This window comes from Sideroxydans lithotrophicus ES-1, from assembly GCF_000025705.1.
Taxonomy (GTDB): domain Bacteria; phylum Pseudomonadota; class Gammaproteobacteria; order Burkholderiales; family Gallionellaceae; genus Sideroxyarcus; species Sideroxyarcus lithotrophicus.
In genome coordinates this window covers 2,914,739-2,938,749 of sequence record NC_013959.1, presented here as the reverse complement: position 1 = coordinate 2,938,749, position 24,011 = coordinate 2,914,739, and the positions used below count along the sequence as shown (strand labels likewise).

Genomic DNA, 24,011 nt, shown 5'->3' with positions numbered 1-24,011 from the left:
GATAACGATGCGGGCAGTATAGGTCAAGGCAGGTGCGATGAGAAGACCGGCACCGAAATAGAAACGGGGCCTGAAAGGCCCCGTTCGTTAAGCCATGTAACGCTTACAGGCTGTAGTACATGTCGAACTCGACCGGGTGGGTCGTCATGCGGATGCGGTTCACTTCGCCCATCTTCAGCTCAATGTAAGCGTCGATGAAGTCGTTGGAGAACACGCCACCGCGGGTCAGGAACTCGCGGTCCTTGTCCAGAGCGGCCAAGGCTTCATCCAGCGAAGCACACACGGTTGGGATCTTTGCATCTTCTTCCGGCGGCAGGTCGTACAGGTTCTTGTCTGCGGGATCTCCAGGGTGGATCTTGTTCTGGATGCCGTCCAGACCGGCCATCATCAGCGCAGCGAAGCACATGTACGGGTTGGCGGAAGGGTCCGGGAAGCGAGTCTCGATCCGGCGGGCCTTGTCGCTTTGCACGTGGGGGATACGGATCGAGGCGGAACGGTTCTTGGCGGAATAAGCCAGTTTGACTGGTGCTTCGTAGTGCGGAACCAGACGCTTATAGGAGTTGGTGCCGGGGTTGGTGATCGCGTTCAATGCCTTGGCGTGCTTGATGATACCGCCAATGTAGAACAGCGCGGTCTCGGACAGACCGGCATAGCCGTTGCCTGCGAACAGGTTCTTGCCGCCTTTCCAGATGGACTGGTGCACGTGCATGCCGGAACCGTTGTCGCCAACGATGGGCTTGGGCATGAAGGTCGCGGTCTTGCCGTACTGGTGTGCAACGTTCTGCACCACGTATTTCAGGGCTTGTGTCCAGTCAGCGCGCTTGGTCAGCGTGTTGAACACGGTGCCGATTTCGCACTGGCCGGCGGTTGCCACTTCGTGGTGATGCACTTCGACGGGGATGCCGATCTCTTCCAGCGCCAGCACCATGGCTGCGCGGATGTCGTTCAGGCTGTCTACGGGCGGGACGGGGAAATAACCGCCCTTGACGGAAGGACGATGGCCGGTGTTGCCGCCTTCGAACTCGTGGCCGGTTGCCCAGGCACCTTCTTCGGAGCCGATCTTGACGGAGCAGCCGGACATGTCGATGTTCCAGTGCACGGAATCGAAAATGAAGAATTCGGGTTCTGGACCGAAGTAAGCGGTGTCGCCAATGCCGGAGGATTTCAGGTAGGCTTCAGCGCGCTTGGCGATGGAACGCGGGTCGCGGTCATAGCCCTTGCCGTCGGTCGGCTCGATCACGTCGCAGGTCAACACAATGGTGGGTTCGTCGAAGAACGGGTCGATGTAGCAGGAATCTGGATCCGGCATCAACAGCATGTCGGAAGCCTGAATGCCTTTCCAGCCGGCGATGGAAGAGCCGTCGAATGCGTGGCCTTCGGTAAACTTGTCTGCGTTAAAGGCGGAAACGGGCACGCCTACGTGCTGTTCCTTGCCCTTGGTGTCGGTGAAACGGAAATCCACGAATTTAATGCCTTGTTCCTTGACTAACTTCAGAACGTCGGCGGCTGTTTTAGACATACTCGAATCTCCCAAGAAAATTTAAGACGCTGCGATTTTTGAAACGAAACTTAATTAGTGAAACAAGCGTGGCGCAGCAGAAAATGTGCCAGCACGTGAAACCCTGTAGGGGGCGCATTGTGCCATATTCTCCAAATGGGTGGGAATGCAATGCACGCCCCCGAGTGGGGCGTTGCGGAGCCAAAACGCACTACTTTGGTGCGCACCCCTGATAAAGCTGGATGCTGGAGAAATAGGGGTCGCTGGCGGTGATGGTGCGGCATTTATCGCGCAGCGCCTCAAGATCGATCTGGCTATCGAACAGAAGTTCGGCTTCCACCTTGCCGCCCAAATAATGCAGCACGACGCGTGCTGAGGGTGGCAGGGGTGCGCCCAGCCGGCTGCCAAGATGCGCAAGCAGCAGATGCCGCTGCGGCAGGTGGACATTGGGACGCGCCTTCGCATCATCCTCCGAATCGATATGAACCATCACATCCATCACCTGGTGGCCTTTCAAAACGGCGATGCGCGCTGCTTCGGCGATGTAATGCCCTTCCGACACGCTGATCTTGGGTTCCACGATGATGTGCGCATCCACCAGCGCATTGTCGGCCATCTTGCGCGTGCGCAGCTCATGCAGACCGATCACGCCGGGTACGGCTTTCAGGGTATTGCGAATGGCCCGCACCGTCTCCTCGTCCAGGCCCGTGTCGATCAATTCAGATAAGGCATCCCGCGCGAACTGGATGCCCATATAGGCGATCATCACCCCCACCACCGCGGCAGCAACCAGGTCGAGGAAAGTGTAGCCGAGCAGATTGCCGACGATGCCGATGATCACCACCAGTGAAGAGGCGGCATCGGAACGCGCGTGCCAGGCGTTTGCCACCAGCATCTGCGAACGCACGCGCTGCGCGACGGCCAGCATGTAGCGAAACATGCCTTCCTTCGCGGCCAGCGCGATGATCGCAACCCATAGTGTAAGGGGGTGAACGGCCTGAACCTGTTCGGGATGCTGCAGGCGCATTCCGGCCGCGATCAGCAGTCCGATACCCAAAGCGGCCAAGCTGGTTCCCAGGATCAGCGAAGCGGCAGTCTCGATGCGTGCGTGACCATAGGGATGATTGGCATCGGCATGCTTGTTGCCATGGCGGTTGGCGAACAGCACCAGCACATCCGACAGCAGGTCGGCAAGGGAGTGCAGACCATCGGCCATCAACGATTGCGACTTGCCGAAGAAACCCGCCAGCACTTGAATGATCGTCAAACCGAGGTTGATGAAGATGCTTACCCAGGTACTTTTGCGCGCAGCAGCGAAGCGCACCGGATGCGCGGGTTCAAAGGCGGCAGATTTATCGTGAGTGTGGCCGTGAGTGTGATTTTTCATTACTGTTGGGATAGTATGCAACCGTGATGTGCAGCATATCACTTGCATGTTAAAGGTTAAACACGGGTAAAAGTTATGGGAAAGATCACCGAGATCCTGAATGTCGCGCAGCAGCGTGCGAAGGAACTGAACCTGCCTTATGAAGGTGCCCTGACACCCGCAGAGGCAAACGAATTGATGCGGTCGGCACCCGGTGCGAAACTGGTCGACGTGCGTACCCGTGCAGAGATCGATTGGGTCGGGCGCGTCCCGGGCGCAGTGGAGATCGAATGGGCGACCTACCCCGGCATGAAGCAAAACACGAACTTTCTTGCCGCGTTGGAGCAGCAAGTCAATAAGGAGTCACTAGTCATGTTCCTGTGCCGCAGCGGGCACCGCTCGCATAACGCGGCCATGGTTGCCACTCAGGCAGGTTATACCGATTGCTACAACGTTCTGGAAGGTTTCGAAGGAGACAAGAGCCCGCGCAACCAGCGCAATTCGCTGAATGGATGGCGCATGGCCGGATTACCCTGGGAACAAAGCTGAGGCCCGTCCTTGTTTGAATCAGGCCCGCAAATGCGGGCCTTTTATTTTCAGGCTGCCGACCAGTTCACCATCCCGCTGTAGTGGGTCGCGATCACGATCAGGCCAAAGGCGATGCGATACCAGGCGAACACCGTGAAGTCGTGCCTGCTGATATAGCGCAGCAGCCAGCGCACGCAGAGGAAGGCGCTGATGAACGAAAAGACGCTACCCATCACAAACATGCCGAGATCGTCCGAGTGGAACAGATGGCGGTATTTCACCACCTCGTAGACCGTTGCGCCAAACAGCGTAGGGATAGCGAGGAAGAACGAAAATTCTGTCGCCGCCTTGCGCGACAAGCCGAAGAACAAACCACCGATGATGGTCGCGCCCGAACGCGAGGTACCGGGAATCAGCGCCAGCGTCTGCGCACAGCCTACCTTCAGCGCCTCCTGCCAGGTCATATCGCCCACGGTCTCAAATGCGATCTTGTGCTTGCGCTTCTCCGCCCACAGGATGATCACGCCCCCGATGATGAATGCCAGCGCCACGGGCACCGGTGCAAACAAGTACTGCTTGATCTTGCTGGCGAACAGCACCCCCAATACAGCCGCAGGCAAGAAGGCGATGACGAGGTTGGTTGCAAAGCGTTGTGCGGCTTGCTCGCTCGACAGGCCGCCGACCACCGTGAATATTTTCGCGCGGTATTCCCAGCACACTGCCAGGATGGCCGCGAACTGGATCACGATCTCGAACACCTTACCCTTTTCATCGTTGAAGTTCAGCAGGTCGCCGGCCAAAATCAGGTGGCCGGTGCTGGAGATGGGGAGGAATTCGGTGAGGCCTTCGACAACGCCAAGAATGGCGGCTTTGATAAGCAGCAATGTGTCCATGCGGAATTAATCCAGTAAATGTTCGGTTGCGATACGTTGATTGACTGCCTGGCGTTCGTCGTCACTCATTTCCAGCCAGCGAGTGATCTCCTCAAAAGTGCGATGGCAACTGCGGCACACATCATCCCCCAGCACGGTGGTGCAATGGCCGATGCACGGAGAAGCCGAGGTGATCTCCAAAGAGGGAAGGGCAGGCGGGCGAAATTGCATGGCGCGGATTATACATGCGGCTTGGTTGCCGACTCCATCAACCCAAGCCATTCCAGTGCATGTTCACGCGAAGCACCGCACATCTCCGCGGAGGGCTGCAATCCAGCACAGAAGGCCGGACGATCCGGCGAACCGAATACCTTGCAGCGCAGGTCTTCATCGAGCTGCACGCACGGTACACCGGCAGGCTTGCCATGCGGCATGCCGGGCAGGGGCGAGGTGATGGAAGGCGCAATGCAGCAGGCGGCGCAGGAGGGGCGGCAGTTCATGGAAAAGAGAAGTTACAAGGGGGTTGGCAGTTTACTGCATTAAATAACATGGCCCTCAAATAACCAATATTCGGGGCTTATTACACTCAGATATTTGTGTAACTGATTGGATGCCAGGATAAACTTCTAGAAATCTTGGACGAATAGCGGAGAGCATGATGGCCTCAACCCGTTGGACGAAGGAACAACTCGAGCTGGCATTTCATCTTTATTGTCAGTTGCCTTTCGGCAAACTGCATAGTCGTAATCCAGAGATCAAGCACCTTGCTCAGTTGATAGGGCGGACAGCCGATGCAGTGGCGATGAAGCTGGTCAACTTTGCCAGTCTAGATCCGGCCATCACGAGCACAGGGCGCAAGGGACTGGAAGGTGCATCTAAACTCGACCGAGAAATTTGGGAAGAATTCCACTCCGATTGGGAGAAGCTTGCTGTCGAGACTGAATTGCTGCGGCGTAGCCTTGATACAAAAGCCGTTACCGTGGATGACGCTGACGAGCAACTCGTTCCAGAGGATTTCGCCGGAGAGACGCGCAAGGTTGTTACTGAGCAACGCATCAAGCAAAGCTTCTTTCGACGCGCAGTGTTGAGTAGCTATCGAGGGCGCTGTTGCATGTCGGGATTGTCTGAGCCTAGGTTGCTGGTAGCCAGTCATATTGTGCCTTGGAGCAAAGATAAAGCGAATCGCCTCAATCCAAGCAATGGCCTTTGTTTGTCGGCCATTCATGACCGGGCATTTGATAAAGGGCTTATAACGATTTCCGATGACATGAGGGTCGTCGTCTCGGCGGAATTGAAGCGAAACAAAGAGGCGTTTGTGGTCGAAGTTCTTCTGCCGCTGGAGGGAAAGGCGATAGAGTTGCCTGAACGCTTTGCGCCACAAACGGAATTTATTGCGTGGCATCGGAACGAGCTTTTCATAGATAGTAGGAGATAGCCACTATGATGACCAGCGATATTACTTATTGCATTTTCGAGTATATGTACCGCGATGGGTCGAACTATAAAGCGTGGGATTCACTTCTTTTATCTGGAGAGCCTACGCAAGAAGACATTACTGCACTAAAGGAATGTTTGGAATCAGGCGAGTACTTTGTCGCAGAGCAAGTTGGCATACCGCCCGTGTACAAAGAATTGTGGGATTTATCAGGAGGCCCCACCGACGACGATCATGCGCTGCATGAATTTGTAGCGCTTCGTGCGGCAACCGAGGAAGAGCGAAGATCCATGCCGCTATTTGGCGAGCTGTCGTATTTGCTCAAGACTTTTCAAGCGGTCAATAAATGGGATTATTCACTGTCCCCAAATTTTGAAACTTGCTTCTGGCGGTAAGGATAACGGCGTCGCCTTATATGATTCCTCAAGCCTTGTGATAAACCTCTGCCCCCTGCTTCACAAACTCCACCGACTTCACTTCCATCCCCTTCTTAAGCGCTTCCTGCTCGGAAAGGCCTTCCTTCGCTGCGAAGTCGCGCACATCCTGCGATATCTTCATTGAGCAGAAATGCGGGCCGCACATGGAGCAGAAGTGCGCGACCTTGGCCGATTCTTTGGGCAGAGTTTCGTCGTGGTACTCGCGCGCGCGGTCGGGGTCGAGGCCGATGTTGAACTGGTCCTCCCAGCGGAATTCGAAGCGCGCCTTGCTCATGGCGTTGTCGCGGATCTGCGCGCCGGGGTGGCCCTTGGCGAGGTCGGCGGCGTGGGCGGCGATCTTGTAGGTGATGATGCCTTCCTTCACGTCGGCCTTGTTGGGCAGGCCGAGGTGTTCCTTGGGCGTGACGTAGCACAGCATGGCGGTGCCGAACCAGCCGATCATCGCAGCACCGATGGCGCTGGTGATGTGATCGTAGCCGGGGGCGATGTCCTGCGTCAGCGGGCCCAGCGTGTAGAACGGCGCTTCGTGGCACCACTTCAGTTGCAGGTCCATGTTCTCCTTGATCATGTGCATGGGCACATGGCCGGGGCCTTCGATCATCACCTGCACGTCGTGTTTCCACGCGATCTGCGTCAGCTCGCCCAGCGTCTTCAGTTCGCCTAGTTGCGCCTCGTCGTTGGCGTCGTAGATCGAGCCGGGGCGCAATCCATCGCCTAGGCTGAAGGTCACGTCGTAGGTCTTCATGATCTCGCAGATATCCTCGAAATGCGTATAGAGGAAATTCTCCTTGTGGTGTGCCAGACACCACTTGGCCATGATAGAACCGCCGCGCGATACGATGCCGGTCATGCGGTTTGCGGTCATCGGGATGTAGCGCAGCAGTACACCGGCGTGGATGGTGAAGTAGTCCACGCCTTGTTCGGCCTGCTCGATCAAGGTGTCCTTGAATATCTCCCAGGTCAGGTCTTCGGCCTTACCGTTCACTTTCTCCAACGCCTGGTAGATGGGCACGGTGCCGATGGGCACGGGCGAATTGCGGATGATCCATTCGCGCGTCTCGTGGATGTTCTTGCCGGTGGAGAGATCCATCACCGTGTCGCCACCCCAGCGGATGGCCCAGGTCATCTTCTCGACTTCTTCCTGGATACTGGAACCGAGCGCGGAGTTGCCGATGTTGGCGTTGATCTTTACCAGGAAGTTGCGCCCGATGATCATCGGTTCGACTTCGGGGTGGTTGATGTTGGTGGTGATCACGGCGCGTCCGGCAGCGACTTCGTCGCGCACGAATTCCGGCGTGATCTTCTTCGGCATGGCTTTGCCGAAGTTCTCGCCCTTGTGCTGGGTCAGCAACATTTCGGAAAGTCCGTCGATCCTCTGGTTCTCGCGGATGGCGATGTATTCCATCTCCGGCGTGATGATGCCTTGGCGGGCATAGTGCATCTGCGTCACGTTCTTGCCGGGCTTGGCCTTGCGCGGCGTGTGCTTGAGGTTGAAGCGCATGTCGGCCAGTGTCGGGTCGTTCAGACGCTGCTGGCCGTATTCGGAGGTCAGGCGCGGCAACGGCTCGGTGTCGTTGCGCTCGGCGATCCACGGCGCGCGCATCTCGTCCAGGCCGGAACGGATGTCGATCTTGACGGCGGGGTCGGTATAAGGGCCGGAGCAGTCGTAGACGTAGATCGGTGGGTTCTTCTCGACGCCGTTGTTCAGGTGGGTATCGGTCAGCGTGATCTCGCGCATCGGCACGCGGATGTCAGGCCTGCTGCCTTCGACATAGATCTTGCGCGAATTCGGCAAGGGTTTGACTGCCGCTTCGTCGACATGTGCAGCAGCAGCCAGGAATTGGGGATTGGCGTTCATTTGATGGTGCTCCAAAATTAACGGGGGAGCATCGGGGGATGCTTCCCTACGACGGCATTACCCGTACAGGTTCAAAGGGTGTTTCTCACTTCGTTACGAAGACCCCTAGCGAGCGATGAAGGTACTGGAAACCGGTCCCTATGGCAAGCTGATAAAGCGTTGAGCGGGCAGGGTGTGCTTGTTATACTGCGCTTCGATTTGAAACTACGTAGCTAGGGGACAGGGGGATGAACAACATGGAACTTGCGCGCTTCAACATGGTGGAACAGCAGATACGTCCTTGGGATGTGCTGGATATCGAGGTTCTCGACCTCATCAAGAAGGTCAAGCGCGAACATTTCGTACCCGTGGACAAACAATCGCTGGCCTTCATGGATATCGAGATCCCCCTGGGTCATGGCGCTTCGATGTGGTCGCCCAAGCTGGAAGCGCGCGCCTTGCAGGCGCTTGAGCTCAAGCTCAGCGACCGAGTGCTGGAAGTGGGCACGGGCAGCGGCTATCTGACAGCGCTGTTGTCGCGCATGGCGGCACACGTCACCAGCGTGGAGCTGGTGCAGGAATTGAGCGCTCGCGCGGCACGCACCCTGGCTGCACATCATTACGATAACGTCACGCTGGAAATCGGCGATGCCTCCAAAGGCTGGGGGACTGAGAAATATGATGCCATCGTGCTGACCGGTTCGGTGCCGCTGCCGCCGGAATCCTTCTATGAGATGTTGAACGTTGGCGGCCGCCTGTTTGCCATCGTCGGAGATGCTCCCGCGATGCACGCCATGAGGGTCACCTGCGTGGCGCCCGGCGTTTTCGAGACCACCACCCTGTTCGAGACCAGCGTCGCGCCGCTCGTGAACGCTCCCCAGCCGCAACGCTTCGTATTCTGATCCCGCCGGGGCGAGGTTCGCCCCAAGCTTGAAATGCTTGGTCGCAACATGTAATATTAGCAAACTCTAATATTAGGAACGGGCGATGAAACTCTCCAAAACAGCACTATGCGTATTCCTGTCGCTGGGCATCACCCCGCTGGCAGGCGCGACCGACCTGCTCGACATCTACCACGCGGCGCAGAGCCAGGACGCCGTGTTCGCCGCCGCCCGGGCCAGCCAGCAGGCAGGTGAGGAGAAACTCACCCAGGGCCGCTCCCTGCTGCTGCCCAGCGTCAGCCTCAACGCCAACACCACCAAGAACAACGTCACCACCACCTACGCCCCCGGCTCCTTCCTCGCCCCCTACGGCGGCAACCAGCAATACAACAGCCACGGCTACGGCGCCACCCTCGTGCAACCCCTGTTCCGCGAACAGAACTGGGCCCTGTACAACGAATCCGAACTGCAAGTGGCGATTTCGGAAGCCCAGTTCAAACTGGCCGAACAGGACCTCATCCTGCGCAGCGCCCAGGCCTACTTCGACGTCCTCATCGCCCAGGACAACGTCCAGCTGACCGCCGCCCAGAAGACCGCCATCTCCGAACAACTGGAACAGGCCAAGCGCAACTTCGAAGTCGGCACCGCCACCGTCACCGACACCTATGAAGCCCAGGCCCGCTACGACCTCATCGTCGCCCAGGAGCTGAACGCCGCCAACAACCTCGAGATCAAGCGCCGCAGCCTGCAGCAACTGGTCAATGGCAACGTCGGTACACTCAACGACCTCGGCCCCGGCTTCAAGCTGGAAGCCCCGGTACCGGCCGACATACAGAAATGGGTAGACGACGCCCGGCACGGCAACTACCAGATCGCCATGGCCCAGGCCGCGGCCGAGATCGCCGACCGCGAAGTCGACCGCAACCGCGGCGGCCACCTGCCCACCGTCGACCTGGTGGCCAACTACAACAAGAACACCACCGGCGGCGGCACCTTCGGCGCCACCGACACGCGCAGCACCGCCATCGGCGTCCAGCTCAATATGCCGCTGTTCCAGGGCGGCGCCATCCAGTCCAAATGGCGCGAAGCCGAAGCCAACCGCGAGAAGGCCAGACAGGACCTGGAGAACGCCCGCCGCAACGTCGAACTGCAGACGCGCCAGGCGTATCTGGGCGTAGTCAGCGGCATCTCGCAGGTACAGGCCCTGCAGCAGGCATTGAAATCCAGCGAAAGCCTGCTGGAAGCGAGCAAACTGGGACAGCAAGTGGGCGTGCGCACCAACCTGGACGTGCTCAATGCGCAACAGCAGCTGTTCTCGACCCGGCGCGACCTGTACCAGGCGCAATACAACTATCTGGTCAGCCAGTTAAGCCTGAAGGCGGCGGTGGGCGGGCTGGCGGAAGACGACTTGGGCAGGGTCAATCTGGCGCTGCACTGAGTTCACACCAGATTGTCCATAAGACAGCCATGTCATTCCGGCGCAGGCCGGAATCCAGATGACTATATATTTCTCGCGCAAGCGAGCCAACATCATGTTGCCTGCTGCGCAGAATGATATTTATGACTGGATTCCGGCCTGCGCCGGAATGACGGCCAATAACAAACTGGGTTCCAAGATCGCTACGGCTGCGCGTAGAGCAGCCGTACGCATTCGACGAGACTATCCTGCCATTCCGGCATCGCAATTCCGAACGCATTGCGCACCTTGTCGTTCGCCAGCACCGAGTTGACCGGGCGCTTGGCGGGCAGCGGGTATTCGTGCGTTGCGATGGGGTTGACCGCAATGGTCTTGGCGGCAAGCGCGGTGTCGTACTTGCGCGCTTCGCGGATGATCGTTTCAGCGAACTGATGCCAGTTGGTGCGACCGGCGGCGGTGAGGTGATATAGCCCGCTCAGGCGGTCATCCCATGCCAGTTGCTGCCAGTTGTGCAGCGCGGTGGCGGTCGAGTTGGCGATATCTTTGGCCCAGGTTGGCGCACCGAACTGATCGGCAACGATGCGCAACTCGTTGCGTTCCCTGGCCAGGCGCAACATTGTCTTGACGAAATTCCCGCCGTGCACGCCATACACCCAGCTGGTACGAAAGATCAGGTGCTTGCACCCGGAAGCGCGCACAGCCTGTTCTCCGGCCAGCTTTGTTCTGCCATAGACACTTTGCGGGTTGGGTACGTCGCTTTCGACATAAGGCGCAGGCTTGCTGCCATCGAACACATAGTCTGTCGAGTAGTGCACCAGTATTGCGCCGAGCAGTTTCGCTTCCTCGGCCAGGACGCCGGGCGCGATGCCGTTTACTGCATTGGCCAGTTCCATTTCGCTTTCGGCCTTGTCGACGGCGGTATAAGCGGCGGGATTGACGATGATGTCGGGGCGAACTTCGCGAATAGTGCGCCGGATCGCATCCGGATCGGCAAGATCCATTGAGTCCGAATCGAGCGCAATGATCTCACCGAAAGCGGCGAGAGAACGCTGCAGCTCCCAGCCGACCTGGCCGTTCTTGCCCGTGACCAATATTCTTTTCATGCGAACGTCTCGGCATCGCGCAGGAGCTTGCCGGCCTGGTCCTTGGCGGAGAGCAGCGGTGTCGCGCCAGCCAATTGCCAGTCGATGGCCAGATCGGGGTCGTTCCAAGCGATGCAGCGCTCGTGTTCGGGCGCCCAGTAGTCGGTCGTTTTGTACAGGAACTCGGCGGACTCGCTCAGCACCACGAACCCGTGGGCGAAGCCTTTGGGTACCCATAGCATCTTCTTGTTCTCGGCAGACAGATTCACGCCTACCCACTGACCGAAAGTGGCCGAACTGCGGCGAATATCAACGGCGATATCCAGCACTTCCCCGGCGATGACGCGCACCAGTTTTCCCTGCGGCTGGCGGATCTGGTAATGCAGGCCGCGCAATACGTTGCGGGCGGATTTGGAATGGTTGTCCTGCACGAAAGGGTCGGTCACCCCGGTCAATTCGGTGAAGCGACGCTGATTGAAACTCTCATAGAAGAAACCGCGGTCATCGCCGAACACTTTTGGCTCGACGATGAATAGGTCGGGAATGGCAGTAGCAACGACTTGCATCAACGCCTCTCTTCCTGCAGCAGGCGTTGCAGGTACTGGCCGTAACCGTTCTTGGCCAGCGGAGCGATGAGTCTTTGCAATTGCTCGGCCGAGATGTAGCCTTTGCGATAGGCGATCTCTTCAGGGCAGGCGATCTTCAGGCCCTGCCGCTTCTCCAGCGTCTGGATGAACATGGAGGCTTCCAGCAGCGATTCGTGCGTGCCGGTGTCGAGCCACGCATAGCCGCGCCCCATCAGCTGCACTTCAAGCTTGCCTCGATCCAGGTAGATCTGGTTGACGGTGGTGATCTCCAGCTCGCCGCGGGCCGAGGGTTTGATCGACTTGGCGATCTCGACCACATCGTTGTCGTAGAAATACAGGCCAGTCACGGCATAGTTGGATTTCGGCTTCAGGGGTTTTTCTTCGATGCTGAGCGCGCGGCCCGATGCATCGAAATCGACCACCCCGTAACGTTCCGGATCATGTACGTGGTAGGCGAACACCGTGCCGCCATCGGTCTTGTTTGCCGCCGGGGTCAGCAGGGTATCGAAAGCGTGGCCATAGAAGATGTTGTCGCCCAGCACCAGCGAACATGCGTCGTTGCCGATAAAGGATTCACCGATGATGAAAGCCTGCGCCAGACCATCGGGTGAAGGTTGCACCGCATACGAAAAATTCATGCCCCATTGTGAGCCGTCGCCGAGCAGTTGTTCAAAGCGCGGAGTGTCCTGCGGGGTGGAGATAACCAGTACATCACGTATGCCGGCGAGCATCAAGGTCGTGAGCGGATGGTAGATCATCGGCTTGTCGTACACCGGCAGCAACTGCTTGGAAATCGTCTGCGTTACCGGGTAAAGCCGCGTGCCGGAACCGCCGGCTAAAATAATTCCTTTCATAGAGTGCTGAGTACCATGTGCTGAGTTCGGAGTGGAGTGTTGAGTCATTTAGTTATACCTTGTCGTTTTACTGATGCCCTAAGTCCGCCAACCAACCGGGCCACTTCTTCCGCTAGTTCCATTGTTTCATTGAATAATTTCTGGTCAATGTAGCCGACATCATGCGCGAGATAAAGCTGGGCCCGCAACTCTGCGCAGGAAGCTTTGGCAATAACCAGATATTGGTGAAATTCTGCCGAACTACCGCGCTCAAAACCCTCAGCGACATTAGACATCACAGATACTCCGGCTCTCTGAATCTGATCTTTAAAGCCAAAATCTTTAGAAAAAGCACCTTGCGCAGTGATTTGATAAATTGAAGCGGCGAGTACACGCGCTTTTTGCCAAGCAATCAACTCCTCAAACCGCGAAATCCCCATAAGTTCAGTACCGAGTAACGAGTACGGAGTACAAAACCAAGTACTGAGTCTTGAGTGCCGAGTGCTGAGCGTCAAGCACGCACTGCCCCGAACTGCTTCTACTCAGCACTCGGCACTCACTACTCAGCACTGTTTCCCCCGTACTGTTTTTCAACCCAATGCTGATACTCGCCGCTGGTTACGCCTTTTACCCAGTCCGTATTCTGCAGATACCATTCGACGGTCTTGCGCAGGCCGGTCTCGAACGTCTCCTGTGGCTTCCAGCCGAGGTCGCGTGCAAGCTTGGTGGCGTCGATGGCATAGCGTTTGTCGTGACCGGGACGGTCTGCGACGTAGGTTATAAGTTTGTTGTGCGGAGCGCCTTGCGGGCGTAGTTCATCCAGCGCGGCACAGATGGCAAGCACCACTTCGAGATTGGTCTTCTCGTTCCAACCACCGATATTGTAGGTCTCGCCGAGCTTGCCGCGCTCCAGCACCAGACGCAACGCGCGCGCATGGTCGTCTACATACAGCCAGTCGCGAATGTTGTCGCCCTTGCCGTAAATGGGAAGCGGCTTGCCATTTACGGCATTCAGGATCACCAGCGGAATGAGTTTTTCCGGAAAATGGTAAGGCCCATAGTTGTTGGAGCAGTTGGTGGTGACCACGGGAAAGCCGTAAGTATGGTGCCATGCGCGCACCAGATGATCCGACGATGCCTTGCTGGCGGAATAAGGTGAATTGGGTTCATAGGCCGTTTCTTCAGTGAAAAAGCCGGTGTCGCCTAGGCTGCCGTAGACTTCATCGGTGGAAATATGGTGGAAGCGGAAACCAGCTTTGCGCTCCCCATCCAGGCTGTTCCAGTAGCCGCGTGCGGCTTCGAGCAAAGTATAGGTGCCGATGATATTGGTCTGGATAAAGTCTGCCGGGCCGCTGATAGAACGATCAACGTGCGACTCGGCCGCAAGGTGCATCACAGCATCCGGCTGGTGCTCACGGAATACCCGTGCCACTTCGGCAGCATCGCAAATGTCTACTTGCTCGAAACGATAACGTGGGTTGTCCGACACCGAAGCCAGAGATTGCAAGTTTCCCGCGTAGGTCAGCTTGTCCACATTAACAACGCTGCAAGCCGTATCGTTAATAAATTGGCGTATGACTGCCGACCCTATGAAGCCGGCTCCGCCGGTGACGAGAGTTTTATTCATGGCGAAATTTTACCTGACTTGAAACTATTTCGTTGTAGAGCACCTGATTGAGCGCCAGCGCTATGTGCGAAACGGCATGTTTGGTTGCGCCGCGATTACTATTTACAAAGGATTTTCCGGCTTGGCTCATTTGATTTAATTGCTCAGGATTGTGCAGCAGGATATTGATCTGATGAACGAGGTCGTCAGCATGATGGGCCTGAATCGCTGCGCCTTTGGCAACGGCGAGCTCCGTTGCCTGCGCGAAGTTGTAGGTATGCGGACCAATCAGTAAGGGTGTGCCGACCGCGCAGGCCTCGATCAGATTCTGGCCGCCAAATGGCAACAAACTTCCGCCAATAAAAGCCAGGTCGCACGCTGCATAGTAGGCGAACATCTCCCCCATACTGTCCCCCAGCACGATCTGGGTGTGATCGGAAATGGGATCGTCGTCGCTGCGACGCTGCATGCGCAATCCGCGTTGTTCGATCATTGCGGCAACTTCATCAAAACGCTGCGGATGGCGCGGCACAATCACAACAAGCAATTTATCCACATCCGCATTGCGCAAGGCGTCCAGCAAAAGCGCCTCCTCCCCCTCTCGCGTGCTGGCCGCAACGAAAACAGGCCGGTGCTCGCCAAACAGGGAACGCAGATGCTTGCCCAATTCCAGCATCGCGGCGGGTGGTGCAATGTCGAATTTCAGATTGCCCATCACGGGAACGGCGCGATTAGCCAAACCGGCAAGGCGCAATGCATCGTCTTCAGTCTGCGCCGAGATCAGGAACAGCGTGTGCAGGCTGGCACGGGCAAGCTTGGGGAAACTGGCATAACGTTTGGCCGACTTTTCCGAAAGCCGGGCATTAAGCAATAACAGCGGAACTGATTCTGCATGGCATGCATGAATAAGGTTGAACCAGATCTCGGTTTCCAGCAGAACTCCTACACGCGGCCGAAAGTGCTTCAGGAAACGTTTTACTGCGAACGGATAGTCATAGGGCAAATACACCCGGATTACATCGTCGCCGTATAGCTGTTCACTGGCAGCCCGCCCGGTGGGCGTAGTATGGGTGAGAAGGATTTGGTGATCGGGATAGTTCGCGCGCAAACTCTGCACCAGCGTGACCGTGGCCCGGGTTTCGCCGACTGAAACAGTGTGTATCCAGATAACGGGTTTGTCGCAACTCACCTTATAACGGCCAAAGCGTTCGCCGATATGATCGAGATATTCAGGTTGCTTGCGCGAGCGCCACCACAAATGGAAAAAGACATAGGGCAGCAGCAGCCAGATCAGCGCGGTGTAAGCAAATCTTGAGTCAATAAGCTTCCTCATAAGTGCGCCTTTAATCACTTGTCACACCGGCGAAGGCCGGTGTCCAGTTGAATAGAAACACTGGATTCCGGCCTTCGCCGGAATGACGGGCAAATAGAAATTTTCGCCTCATATTAGCGGTCCCAATAGTTTTTCCAGCTGAAATATAACGTCGGAAACCTCAATCAAAGCCATTGCATCGGGATGATGCACGCGTGTATTCCAGGGAACCTCGTCGGCGTCTTTACCCAGATATTTTTTGACCGCTTGGGGATAGCGATCCACACAATACTCCAATTGCCGATAGGGCCCGGTCAGCTTGGGCGACGCAACGGCATAGAGCCCGACCACAGGCGTGCCCATGGCTCTGGCAATGTGCACTGCACCGGTATCGGGCGCAATCAGAACATCCGCAAGACCGAGTACTGCGGCAAGTTGCTTGGGACTAGACTTGCCGCAGAGATTTAAGGTGTGGTCGGGGAATAGATGCGACAGGCGTTCACACAAAGCCATTTCCGTAGCAGAGTTGCCGCCGGTTAGCACCACACCGCTTTTCCAGCGACTAATGGCTTGGGTCACGATTTCTTCGTAGCGTTCCGGCAACCAGTTACGTTCAGCCTTGCTTGAATGAGGATGGATCGCTACCCAGGGTTTGGGTAGCGACTGAAACTGCTCTCGAGCCCATCCCTCATCGCTCGCGTCGAGAGGCAATTTCCAGGTAGCCATCGCAGGCGAACCGGACAAGGTCTCGACAAAAGACAGGAAACTATCGGTAAGGTGAGAGTCGCTGAAAGGAATTTGGCGATTGCAAAACAACCACTGCCCTTCGCGTGCCCGCGTGCGGTCGAAGCCGATCTTGACCGGGGCGTGCAGCGCGGGATAAAGCAGGTTGATGCGCAAATTGGCCTGCATCGCGAGTACTACATCAAACTGTCGATGCCGGAAAGCACGATAAAACGCGCGGTAGTCCGCAAAAGTACGCGGCTTATCAAACACTTCAAAGTTGACCCCATCCATTCCTTTGAGCAACGCGTAAGCGAAAGGACTGGTGATCCAGGTGATCGTTGCAGCCGGAAAGCTGAGCTGCAAAGCCAGCACGGCGGCCGACACCATCACTACGTCGCCAAGCGCGGAAAAACGAACGATAGCGATGCGCAAATTGGCTTGAGAGTGGTCGTTCACTAAGGGTAGGCGGGTAGAAAGGTGCACCATTGTAACGAAATCAGCCTGTTGAATGCTTGACACAATCAACCCAAGCCTGCTGTAATGCGCCCCGTTCAACGACTGAACGCACCCTGAATGTTAGACGAAACCACACATTACAGTCTTCTCAAGACGCTGGAAGAGAACCCCGGACTCTCGCAAAGGGATCTGGCAAAGCGTCTTGGCGTCAGCCTTGGCAAAATCAACTTCTGCCTCAACGCGCTGGTTCAAAAGGGCAGCCTCAAGATCAATAACTTCCGCAACAGCGACAATAAGCTGGCCTATGCCTATTTGCTTACGCCTAGTGGTGTTGAGCAAAAGGCGCGCATGACAGTTGAATTTTTGAAAATCAAGATTCGCGAATACGAGCGTCTACGTACCGAGATCGAAGAATTGCAGCGCGAGGCCGAGCAAAAGAACCTGCTGGAGAAAGCGCATGAGTAAGGTCAACGCCGTCATATTGGCGGGTGGTAGCGGCAGCAGGCTGTGGCCTATGTCGAGACAGCATCGTCCGAAACAATTTCTGGCGCTGGATGGCGATGACTCGTTGCTGCAGACCACGATCAATCGCCTGTCTCCAACAATAGAGGCAAAGGATGTGTTGATTGTCACGCAGGAATCGCATGCAAAAGGAGAGGCGTATCACGCTCTTTTGCCCTACCAAGCCATATATGAACCCATTGGCCGCAACACAGCACCAGCCATCGCATTGGCCGCAGCCTACCTTATGGCAAAAGGCGCAGACCCTGTCATGGTTGTGCTGCCTGCCGATCATGTCATCAAAGACGAAGCAAGATTCCGCGAACATCTGGGCACGGCAATTGAGGCGGCTCAAACCGGCAAATTGATAACTTTCGGAATTCAGCCAACCCGTCCCGATACAGGCTTTGGCTATATCAAAACACGAGCAACGAGTGAAGAGAAGAGAGTACTGAGTACTGAGTGCCGAGTGCCGAGTGAAAAGGCAGAGAGCAGCTCTCCTCAGCACTCAGCACTCACAACTCAGAACAAAGTTTCTCAGCACTCAGCACACAGCACTCAGAACAATGTTTCTCAGCACTCAGCACTCAGTACCCAGAACAGCCTTTCTGGCACTCAGAACAGTGTTTTGGAAGTTGAACGTTTCACCGAAAAGCCGGATCAAGAAACCGCCGAGCATTTTCTTAAAGAAGGCGATTACTACTGGAATTCCGGCATGTTCGTATGGCGGGCTTCAACGATCCTTGCCGAAATACAACGCTACTTGCCAGAAGTGGACAAAGTCGTACAAACGATCCTTGCAGAACGCCAAACCGGTTCAACCTTCCAGCAAGCAGTGGAAAAACACTTCGCCGAAATGCCCTCTATCTCAATTGACTACGGTGTATTGGAAAAATCGGATCGAGTCTCGCTCATCCCCTGCGACATCGGCTGGAACGACGTTGGCAGTTGGCAAGCGGTGCATGAGATATCGCCCAAAGATGCGAATGGGAATGCACTGCAAGGCAATGTCATCGCAGTGGATTGTAAAGACAGCTTGATCCGCGCCGAAAAGCGACTTGTCGCGGTTATCGGAGTGGAAGACCTGTGCGTGATCGAGACCGCCGATGCGGTGCTGATCTCGAAGAGCGATCAGACGCAGCGTGTGCGCGAGGTCGTGGATAAACTACACGATCAGGGCGCCACCGAACATATCTTTCATGCCAAAGTGAACCGTCCATGGGGCAGCTACACCGTGCTGGAAGAAGATCCGGAGGGCTTTAAGCTCAAGCGTATCGAAGTTGCACCGGGCGCGCGCCTGAGTTTGCAAAGCCATCGGCAGCGCTCCGAACATTGGGTAGTTGTGTCCGGTACCGCCACTGTCACCAACGGAGAAAAAGTCATTACCGTTCAGAAAAATCAAAGTACCTATATTCCGATAGGCGCAAAACATCGTCTGGAAAATCTCGGCAAAGAACCGCTGCACATCGTCGAGATTCAGGTCGGCGATTATTTGGGCGAAGACGATATACAGCGCTATGAAGATAATTACGGCAGATAGCCAAACAACAGGGAAAAGCAAATGAGCAAAACCAGGAAGGTTGCATTAATCACCGGCGTTACCGGACAAGACGGCGCCTATCTCTCAGAATTGCTGTTGGACAAAGGGTACGAGGTGCATGGCATCAAACGTCGCAGTTCACTGTTCAACACTGCCCGTATCGATCATCTTTTCCACGATTTGCATGAAACGGGAAGGCCTTTTTTTCTGCATCATGGCGACATGACCGACTCCTCCAGCCTGACCCACATCATCCAGAAAGTTCAGCCGGACGAAATTTACAACCTTGCAGCTCAAAGCCACGTTGCAGTATCGTTTGAAGAGCCGGAATACACAGCCAATTCCGATGCACTGGGCTCTTTGCGAATTCTGGAAGCAATTCGCATGCTCGGCTTGACCAAGAAGACACGTTTCTATCAGGCATCCACTTCCGAGCTATACGGTCTGGTGCAAGAGACACCGCAAAAAGAGACTACGCCGTTCTATCCGCGCAGCCCTTATGCTGTAGCCAAACTTTATGCCTACTGGATCACAGTCAATTACCGCGAAGCTTATGGCATTTATGCTTGCAACGGCATCTTGTTCAACCACGAATCGCCAATACGCGGCGAAACCTTTGTCACGCGCAAGATTACCCGCGCACTGGCACGCATCAAACTCGGCCTGCAAGAATGCCTGTACCTGGGCAATATGAATTCACTGCGCGATTGGGGCCATGCCAAGGATTACGTGGAAATGCAATGGCTAATGCTGCAGCAAGACAAGCCGGAAGACTTTGTAATTGCAACCGGCGTGCAATACAGCGTGCGCGATTTTGTGAATGCAGCAGCCAAGGAACTGGGCATGGAAATCCGCTGGGAAGGAAAAGATGCCGACGAAGTCGGCTACCTGGTCACTCAGTCCTCAGTACCCGGTACTCAGTCCTCGCGCGCGATAGTGCGCGTTGATCCGCGCTACTTCCGCCCCACCGAAGTCGAAACACTTTTGGGTGATGCCAGCAAAGCCAAAAACAAACTTGGCTGGACCCCCAAGATCACCTTCGATGAACTGGTCAGCGAGATGGTGCGCGAAGACCTTAAGGGTGCGGAGCGTGATGAATTGGTAAAGAAGCACGGTTATACCGCCTTCAATCCGCACGAATAATTACTGGTTGACCTATGAGCAAGCTTCGAATCTTATTGACTGGTGGTGGTGGCATGGTCGGGCGCAACCTGCTCGAATATCCAGGCATTGAGGAATTTGATGTCATCGCGCCCCGTAGTAGCGAACTGGATTTGTGCAACTTCAGTGCCGTGCAGGCTTATTTGCAAAAGCACCGCCCGGATATGGTGATCCACGCGGCCGGCAAAGTCGGTGGTATCCAGGCCAACATGCGCGAACCAGTTCATTTCCTGATGGATAATCTCGACATGGGGCGTAACATCGTCTGGGCTGCGCATCAGGCAGGTATCAAACGCTTGATCAATCTTGGCAGCTCCTGCATGTATCCGCGCAACCACAACGAGCCGTTGAAAGAAGAGATGGTACTCAAGGGTGAACTTGAGCCGACCAATGAAGGCTATGCTCTAGCTAAGGTAGTGACAGCGCGACTTTGCGATTACCTCATGCGCGAGGATGCGAACTACCAATACAAGACGCTAATTCCATGCAATATCTACGGGCGCCACGACAAATTCGATCCGGCGCATTCGCACCTGATCCCCGCGATAATCCACAAAGTCCATTTGGCCAAGCTAGCGGGACAGACCTCCGTTGAGATATGGGGCGACGGAACTGCGCGCCGTGAATTCATGTATGCGGGTGACTTGGCTGATGCAGTTCTGCGGGCGATAAAGGATTTCGAAACACTGCCTACCTATATGAACGTCGGCCTGGGGCATGACTACACCATCAACGAATATTATCAAGCAGCGGCGGATGTGATGGGGTACACCGGCTCTTTTGTTCACGACCTTGGCAAACCTGTCGGCATGGCACGCAAACTGGTGAGTGTCGAGCGACAACTCGCTTGGGGTTGGAAAGCGCAGAATGGATTGCGCGAAGGAATCGAAAAAACATATAGCTACTATTTGAAGGAGCACCAGCAATGAGTTTCAAGTTTCCCTTAGCCACTGCCTCCTGGGGGCAGGAAGAGCAAGATGCGATGCAACGCGTCATCGCCTCCGGCATGTACACTATGGGCGCAAACGTGCAAGCCTTTGAGGGTGATTTTGCCAAGTACGTCGGCAGCAAACACTGTGTGATGGTGAACTCAGGCTCTTCCGCGAATCTGCTTATGGTTGCTGCGTTGTTCTATACCAAGAATTCCAAATTGAAACTGAAGCGGGGCGATGAGGTCATCGTGCCGGCCGTGTCGTGGAGCACGACGTACTACCCGCTGTATCAATACGGATTGAAGATCAAATTCGTCGATATCGACTTGCAAACACTCAACTACGATCTCGAGCAACTGGAACAAGCCGTTACAAACAAGACTCGCGCCATCATGGCGGTCAATCTGCTGGGAAACCCGAACGATTTCGGGCGCATTCGGCAGATCATCGGCAAACGCGAAATCGTGTTGATCGAAGATAATTGCGAGTCAATGGGTGCAAAATTCCAGGACAAACAAGCAGGAACCTTCGGCGTAATGGGCACGTTCAGTTCTTTCTTTAGCCACCACATCTCCACCATGGAAGGCGGAATGATCGTTACGGACGATGAAGAGCTCTATCAAATACTATTATCTCTTCGGGCCCATGGCTGGACACGCAATCTACCCAAGCAAAACCTGGTGTGCGGTGAAAAAAGCGATGATCCGTTCGAGGAGTCGTTCCGCTTTGTGCTGCCGGGCTACAACGTCCGCCCCCTCGAAATGGAAGGTGCTCTGGGCATCGAACAAGTCAAACGACTGCCCAAGATGGTGGAAGAACGCCGCAAGAACGGAAAACTGCTACAAGCGGCGTTGGCAAGTCATCCTGACGTCATCATCCAGCAGGAGATCGGTGAGAGCAGCTGGTTCGGTTTCAGCCTGGTGATTCGTCCCGGTAGCAAGCTCACGCGTAAAGCGCTGGTAGTGAGATTGAATGAACTGGGCTTTGAATGTCGACCGATCGTTGCAGGCAATTTTGCCAAGAATGAAGTGGTGAAATACTTTGATTCTGAAGTGCACGGTACATTGAAGAATGCCGATCACATCGACCGGAACGGTTTGTTCGTCGGCAATCACCATTACCCAATTCCTGAAGCGTTTGAAGCACTTGCCAAGTTGTAGGGAGAAACGATGAAAGCAGTCATTCTTGCAGGTGGTCTTGGAACACGAATCAGCGAAGAGACATCGACGCGTCCGAAGCCGATGATCGAGATCGGCGGACGCCCGATTCTCTGGCACATCATGAAGGTTTACTCAGCTCACGGAATTAACGACTTCGTGGTTTGCTGCGGATATAAGGGCTACGTCATCAAGGAATATTTCGCCAACTATTTCTTGCACATGTCCGATGTAACCTTTGACATGCAAAACAATAAAATGGAAGTTCATCAACACAATGCAGAGCCATGGAAGGTGACGCTAGTAGATACTGGTGAAGACACGCTGACCGGGGGGCGCCTGAAGCGTGTAGCTGACTATGTAAAAAACGAGCCTGAGTTCTGCTTCACGTATGGCGACGGCGTATCCAATGTCGATATCGGGGCACAGATCGAATTTCACAGACGGCATGGGAAAAAGGCGACGGTTACCGCCGTTCAACCGCCAGGGCGCTATGGCGCGCTAAATATGGATGGGAAGTCAGTGCGTGGTTTCATTGAAAAGCCTCAAGGCGACGGCGGTTGGATCAACGGTGGATTCTTTGTTTTATCGCCAAGTTGCATACAGCTGATCGAAGATGACAGTTCATCATGGGAAGGTAAGCCTCTCAGCCAATTGGCCGCGCAGGGTGAACTGATGGCTTACGAACACAGTGGATTCTGGCAGCCGATGGACACACTTCGCGACAAGAATCATTTGGAAGAACTTTGGCAAAGCGGAAAAGCGCCGTGGAAGGTGTGGAAGTGAGCCCGGAATTCTGGCGCGGCAAACGCGTTTTTCTGACTGGACATACCGGCTTTAAAGGCGGATGGCTATCGCTGTGGCTTCAATCCATGGGTGCAGTGGTGCATGGATACGCTCTAAACCCGCCTACAAAGATCAACCTGTTTGAGGCGGCGGATGTGTGCAAAGGCATGGCAAGTAGCACCATCGCCGACATTCGGGAAGCGGAAAAGCTGAGCCAGGCAATGCAGGTAGCTAAACCCGAAATAGTTTTTCATCTTGCCGCACAGCCACTGGTACGTTACTCGTATGCACAACCAGCCGAAACCTATGCTGTCAATGTGATGGGAACAGTACATTTGCTCGAAGCCGTTCGTGGCACACCCGGCGTGAAAGCAGTGGTGAATGTCACCACTGACAAATGCTATGAGAACAAGGAATGGGTATGGGGATACCGTGAAAACGAAGCGATGGGCGGCTTCGATCCATACTCAAGCAGCAAAGGTTGTGCAGAATTGGTTACGTCTGCCTATCGGCAATCATTTCTGGAGCCAGCCGGCATCGCACTGGCAAGCGCAAGAGCTGGAAACGTGATCGGCGGAGGAGACTGGGCAGCAGATCGACTGATCCCGGATTTTTTGCGGGCGCTGGACGCGAATGAAACATTGAATATACGCTCGCCCCAATCTACCAGACCTTGGCAACATGTGCTGGAGCCTTTATCAGGTTATTTGATGCTGGCGGAGCAACTTTATGTTGATGGCTTGGGTTTTGCGGAAGCCTGGAATTTCGGACCTGACGATGAAGATGCTCGTCCAGTACGTTGGATAGTTGAGCGTTTGGCTGAAATGCGAAGTGACGTGAAATGGAAATGCGATGAAACACCGCAACCGCATGAAGCGCACTACCTCAAATTGGACAGCAGCAAAGCAAAAAATAGACTGAGTTGGGAACCACGCTGGCATTTACAAACCGCACTGCAGAAAACGCTGGAGTGGCATAAGGCATGGCAAATGCAGGATGACATGCGCTCCATAACCCTTGATCAAATCGCCCAATACCAGCGTGGCAGGGGAGCCGAATAA

At 55.4% G+C, this 24,011-nt stretch carries 25 protein-coding genes and 1 riboswitch; of the genes, 12 read left to right on the top strand and 13 right to left on the bottom strand.

Annotated features, from left to right (window positions below):
* Positions 1-103: 103 nt before the first annotated feature.
* Complete coding sequence (gene glnA / locus SLIT_RS14585; RefSeq protein ID WP_013031044.1) at positions 104-1,519, bottom strand: type I glutamate--ammonia ligase; 1,416 nt, start codon at positions 1,517-1,519, stop codon at positions 104-106.
* A 190-nt stretch (positions 1,520-1,709) separates the two neighbouring features.
* On the bottom strand, positions 1,710-2,885 hold the full coding sequence (locus tag SLIT_RS14580) for a cation diffusion facilitator family transporter (protein WP_013031043.1): 1,176 nt from the start codon (positions 2,883-2,885) through the stop codon (positions 1,710-1,712).
* Between the two features lie 75 nt (positions 2,886-2,960).
* On the opposite strand from SLIT_RS14580, the gene SLIT_RS14575 reads away from it, so the two are divergent.
* The gene (locus SLIT_RS14575; protein WP_013031042.1) at positions 2,961-3,413 is read left to right on the top strand and encodes a rhodanese-like domain-containing protein; all 453 of its coding nucleotides are present in this window, start codon (positions 2,961-2,963) and stop codon (positions 3,411-3,413) included.
* 47 nt (positions 3,414-3,460) lie between these two features.
* Here SLIT_RS14575 and SLIT_RS14570 read toward each other — a convergent pair whose 3' ends face one another.
* The 3 genes from SLIT_RS14570 to SLIT_RS14560 are packed head-to-tail and all read right to left on the bottom strand — an operon-like array spanning position 3,461 to position 4,764.
* Positions 3,461-4,285 (bottom strand): undecaprenyl-diphosphate phosphatase, encoded by an 825-nt coding sequence (locus SLIT_RS14570; RefSeq protein ID WP_013031041.1) that lies wholly within the window; start codon positions 4,283-4,285, stop codon positions 3,461-3,463.
* A 6-nt stretch (positions 4,286-4,291) separates the two neighbouring features.
* On the bottom strand, positions 4,292-4,495 hold the full coding sequence (locus SLIT_RS14565; RefSeq protein WP_013031040.1) for a DUF1289 domain-containing protein: 204 nt from the start codon (positions 4,493-4,495) through the stop codon (positions 4,292-4,294).
* 8 nt (positions 4,496-4,503) lie between these two features.
* Entirely contained in the window at positions 4,504-4,764 is a 261-nt protein-coding gene (locus tag SLIT_RS14560; RefSeq protein WP_049871022.1) for a YkgJ family cysteine cluster protein, read from the bottom strand.
* Between the two features lie 155 nt (positions 4,765-4,919).
* Between SLIT_RS14560 and SLIT_RS14555 the strand changes: the two genes are divergently transcribed.
* Both SLIT_RS14555 and SLIT_RS14550 read left to right on the top strand, forming a co-directional pair.
* The gene (locus SLIT_RS14555; protein WP_190272140.1) at positions 4,920-5,699 is read left to right on the top strand and encodes an HNH endonuclease; all 780 of its coding nucleotides are present in this window, start codon (positions 4,920-4,922) and stop codon (positions 5,697-5,699) included.
* Between the two features lie 5 nt (positions 5,700-5,704).
* The gene (locus SLIT_RS14550; RefSeq protein WP_013031037.1) at positions 5,705-6,094 is read left to right on the top strand and encodes a hypothetical protein; all 390 of its coding nucleotides are present in this window, start codon (positions 5,705-5,707) and stop codon (positions 6,092-6,094) included.
* Positions 6,095-6,122: 28 nt separating this feature from the next.
* On the opposite strand, the gene thiC is transcribed toward SLIT_RS14550, so the two are convergent.
* Positions 6,123-7,994, bottom strand: coding sequence for a phosphomethylpyrimidine synthase ThiC (gene thiC, locus SLIT_RS14545; RefSeq protein WP_013031036.1), 1,872 nt, complete (start codon positions 7,992-7,994; stop codon positions 6,123-6,125).
* Positions 7,995-8,020: 26 nt separating this feature from the next.
* A riboswitch (TPP riboswitch) is annotated at positions 8,021-8,111 on the bottom strand.
* Between the two features lie 110 nt (positions 8,112-8,221).
* Between thiC and SLIT_RS14540 the strand changes: the two genes are divergently transcribed.
* Positions 8,222-8,875, top strand: coding sequence for a protein-L-isoaspartate O-methyltransferase family protein (locus SLIT_RS14540; protein WP_041420908.1), 654 nt, complete (start codon positions 8,222-8,224; stop codon positions 8,873-8,875).
* A gap of 85 nt (positions 8,876-8,960) precedes the next feature.
* Entirely contained in the window at positions 8,961-10,292 is a 1,332-nt protein-coding gene (locus tag SLIT_RS14535; protein ID WP_013031034.1) for a TolC family outer membrane protein, read from the top strand.
* A gap of 182 nt (positions 10,293-10,474) precedes the next feature.
* Here the strand turns inward: SLIT_RS14535 and rfbD are convergent, their stop codons facing one another.
* From rfbD to SLIT_RS14500, 7 genes are all read right to left on the bottom strand, one after another.
* Positions 10,475-11,374 (bottom strand): dTDP-4-dehydrorhamnose reductase, encoded by a 900-nt coding sequence (gene rfbD / locus SLIT_RS14530; RefSeq protein ID WP_013031032.1) that lies wholly within the window; start codon positions 11,372-11,374, stop codon positions 10,475-10,477.
* A complete protein-coding gene (gene rfbC, locus SLIT_RS14525; protein ID WP_013031031.1) occupies positions 11,371-11,919 on the bottom strand; it encodes a dTDP-4-dehydrorhamnose 3,5-epimerase in 549 nt (182 codons plus the stop codon). The genes rfbD and rfbC overlap by 4 nt, the downstream gene beginning before the upstream one ends.
* Complete coding sequence (rfbA, locus tag SLIT_RS14520) at positions 11,919-12,794, bottom strand: glucose-1-phosphate thymidylyltransferase RfbA (RefSeq protein WP_041420907.1); 876 nt, start codon at positions 12,792-12,794, stop codon at positions 11,919-11,921. The genes rfbC and rfbA overlap by 1 nt, the downstream gene beginning before the upstream one ends.
* 44 nt (positions 12,795-12,838) lie before the next feature.
* The gene (locus SLIT_RS14515; protein WP_013031029.1) at positions 12,839-13,213 is read right to left on the bottom strand and encodes a four helix bundle protein; all 375 of its coding nucleotides are present in this window, start codon (positions 13,211-13,213) and stop codon (positions 12,839-12,841) included.
* 119 nt (positions 13,214-13,332) lie between these two features.
* The gene (rfbB, locus tag SLIT_RS14510) at positions 13,333-14,400 is read right to left on the bottom strand and encodes a dTDP-glucose 4,6-dehydratase (protein WP_013031028.1); all 1,068 of its coding nucleotides are present in this window, start codon (positions 14,398-14,400) and stop codon (positions 13,333-13,335) included.
* Positions 14,393-15,712 (bottom strand): lipid IV(A) 3-deoxy-D-manno-octulosonic acid transferase, encoded by a 1,320-nt coding sequence (gene waaA, locus SLIT_RS14505; protein ID WP_013031027.1) that lies wholly within the window; start codon positions 15,710-15,712, stop codon positions 14,393-14,395. The genes rfbB and waaA overlap by 8 nt, the downstream gene beginning before the upstream one ends.
* A gap of 108 nt (positions 15,713-15,820) precedes the next feature.
* The gene (locus tag SLIT_RS14500; protein ID WP_150103022.1) at positions 15,821-16,936 is read right to left on the bottom strand and encodes a glycosyltransferase family 9 protein; all 1,116 of its coding nucleotides are present in this window, start codon (positions 16,934-16,936) and stop codon (positions 15,821-15,823) included.
* 54 nt (positions 16,937-16,990) lie between these two features.
* On the opposite strand from SLIT_RS14500, the gene SLIT_RS14495 reads away from it, so the two are divergent.
* Genes SLIT_RS14495 through rfbG form a run of 7 tightly spaced genes read left to right on the top strand, consistent with a single transcriptional unit; the run spans position 16,991 to position 24,011 of the window.
* The gene (locus tag SLIT_RS14495) at positions 16,991-17,338 is read left to right on the top strand and encodes a MarR family EPS-associated transcriptional regulator (protein WP_013031025.1); all 348 of its coding nucleotides are present in this window, start codon (positions 16,991-16,993) and stop codon (positions 17,336-17,338) included.
* The gene (locus SLIT_RS14490; RefSeq protein WP_013031024.1) at positions 17,331-18,914 is read left to right on the top strand and encodes a mannose-1-phosphate guanylyltransferase/mannose-6-phosphate isomerase; all 1,584 of its coding nucleotides are present in this window, start codon (positions 17,331-17,333) and stop codon (positions 18,912-18,914) included. The genes SLIT_RS14495 and SLIT_RS14490 overlap by 8 nt, the downstream gene beginning before the upstream one ends.
* A 21-nt stretch (positions 18,915-18,935) precedes the next feature.
* A complete protein-coding gene (gene gmd, locus SLIT_RS14485; RefSeq protein WP_013031023.1) occupies positions 18,936-20,057 on the top strand; it encodes a GDP-mannose 4,6-dehydratase in 1,122 nt (373 codons plus the stop codon).
* Positions 20,058-20,071: 14 nt separating this feature from the next.
* Entirely contained in the window at positions 20,072-21,004 is a 933-nt protein-coding gene (locus SLIT_RS14480; protein WP_013031022.1) for a GDP-L-fucose synthase family protein, read from the top strand.
* On the top strand, positions 21,001-22,167 hold the full coding sequence (locus SLIT_RS14475) for a DegT/DnrJ/EryC1/StrS family aminotransferase (protein WP_013031021.1): 1,167 nt from the start codon (positions 21,001-21,003) through the stop codon (positions 22,165-22,167). Before SLIT_RS14480 ends, SLIT_RS14475 begins: the two co-directional genes overlap by 4 nt.
* A 9-nt stretch (positions 22,168-22,176) precedes the next feature.
* A complete protein-coding gene (rfbF, locus tag SLIT_RS14470; RefSeq protein ID WP_013031020.1) occupies positions 22,177-22,950 on the top strand; it encodes a glucose-1-phosphate cytidylyltransferase in 774 nt (257 codons plus the stop codon).
* Entirely contained in the window at positions 22,911-24,011 is a 1,101-nt protein-coding gene (gene rfbG, locus SLIT_RS14465) for a CDP-glucose 4,6-dehydratase (RefSeq protein ID WP_223293805.1), read from the top strand. The genes rfbF and rfbG overlap by 40 nt, the downstream gene beginning before the upstream one ends.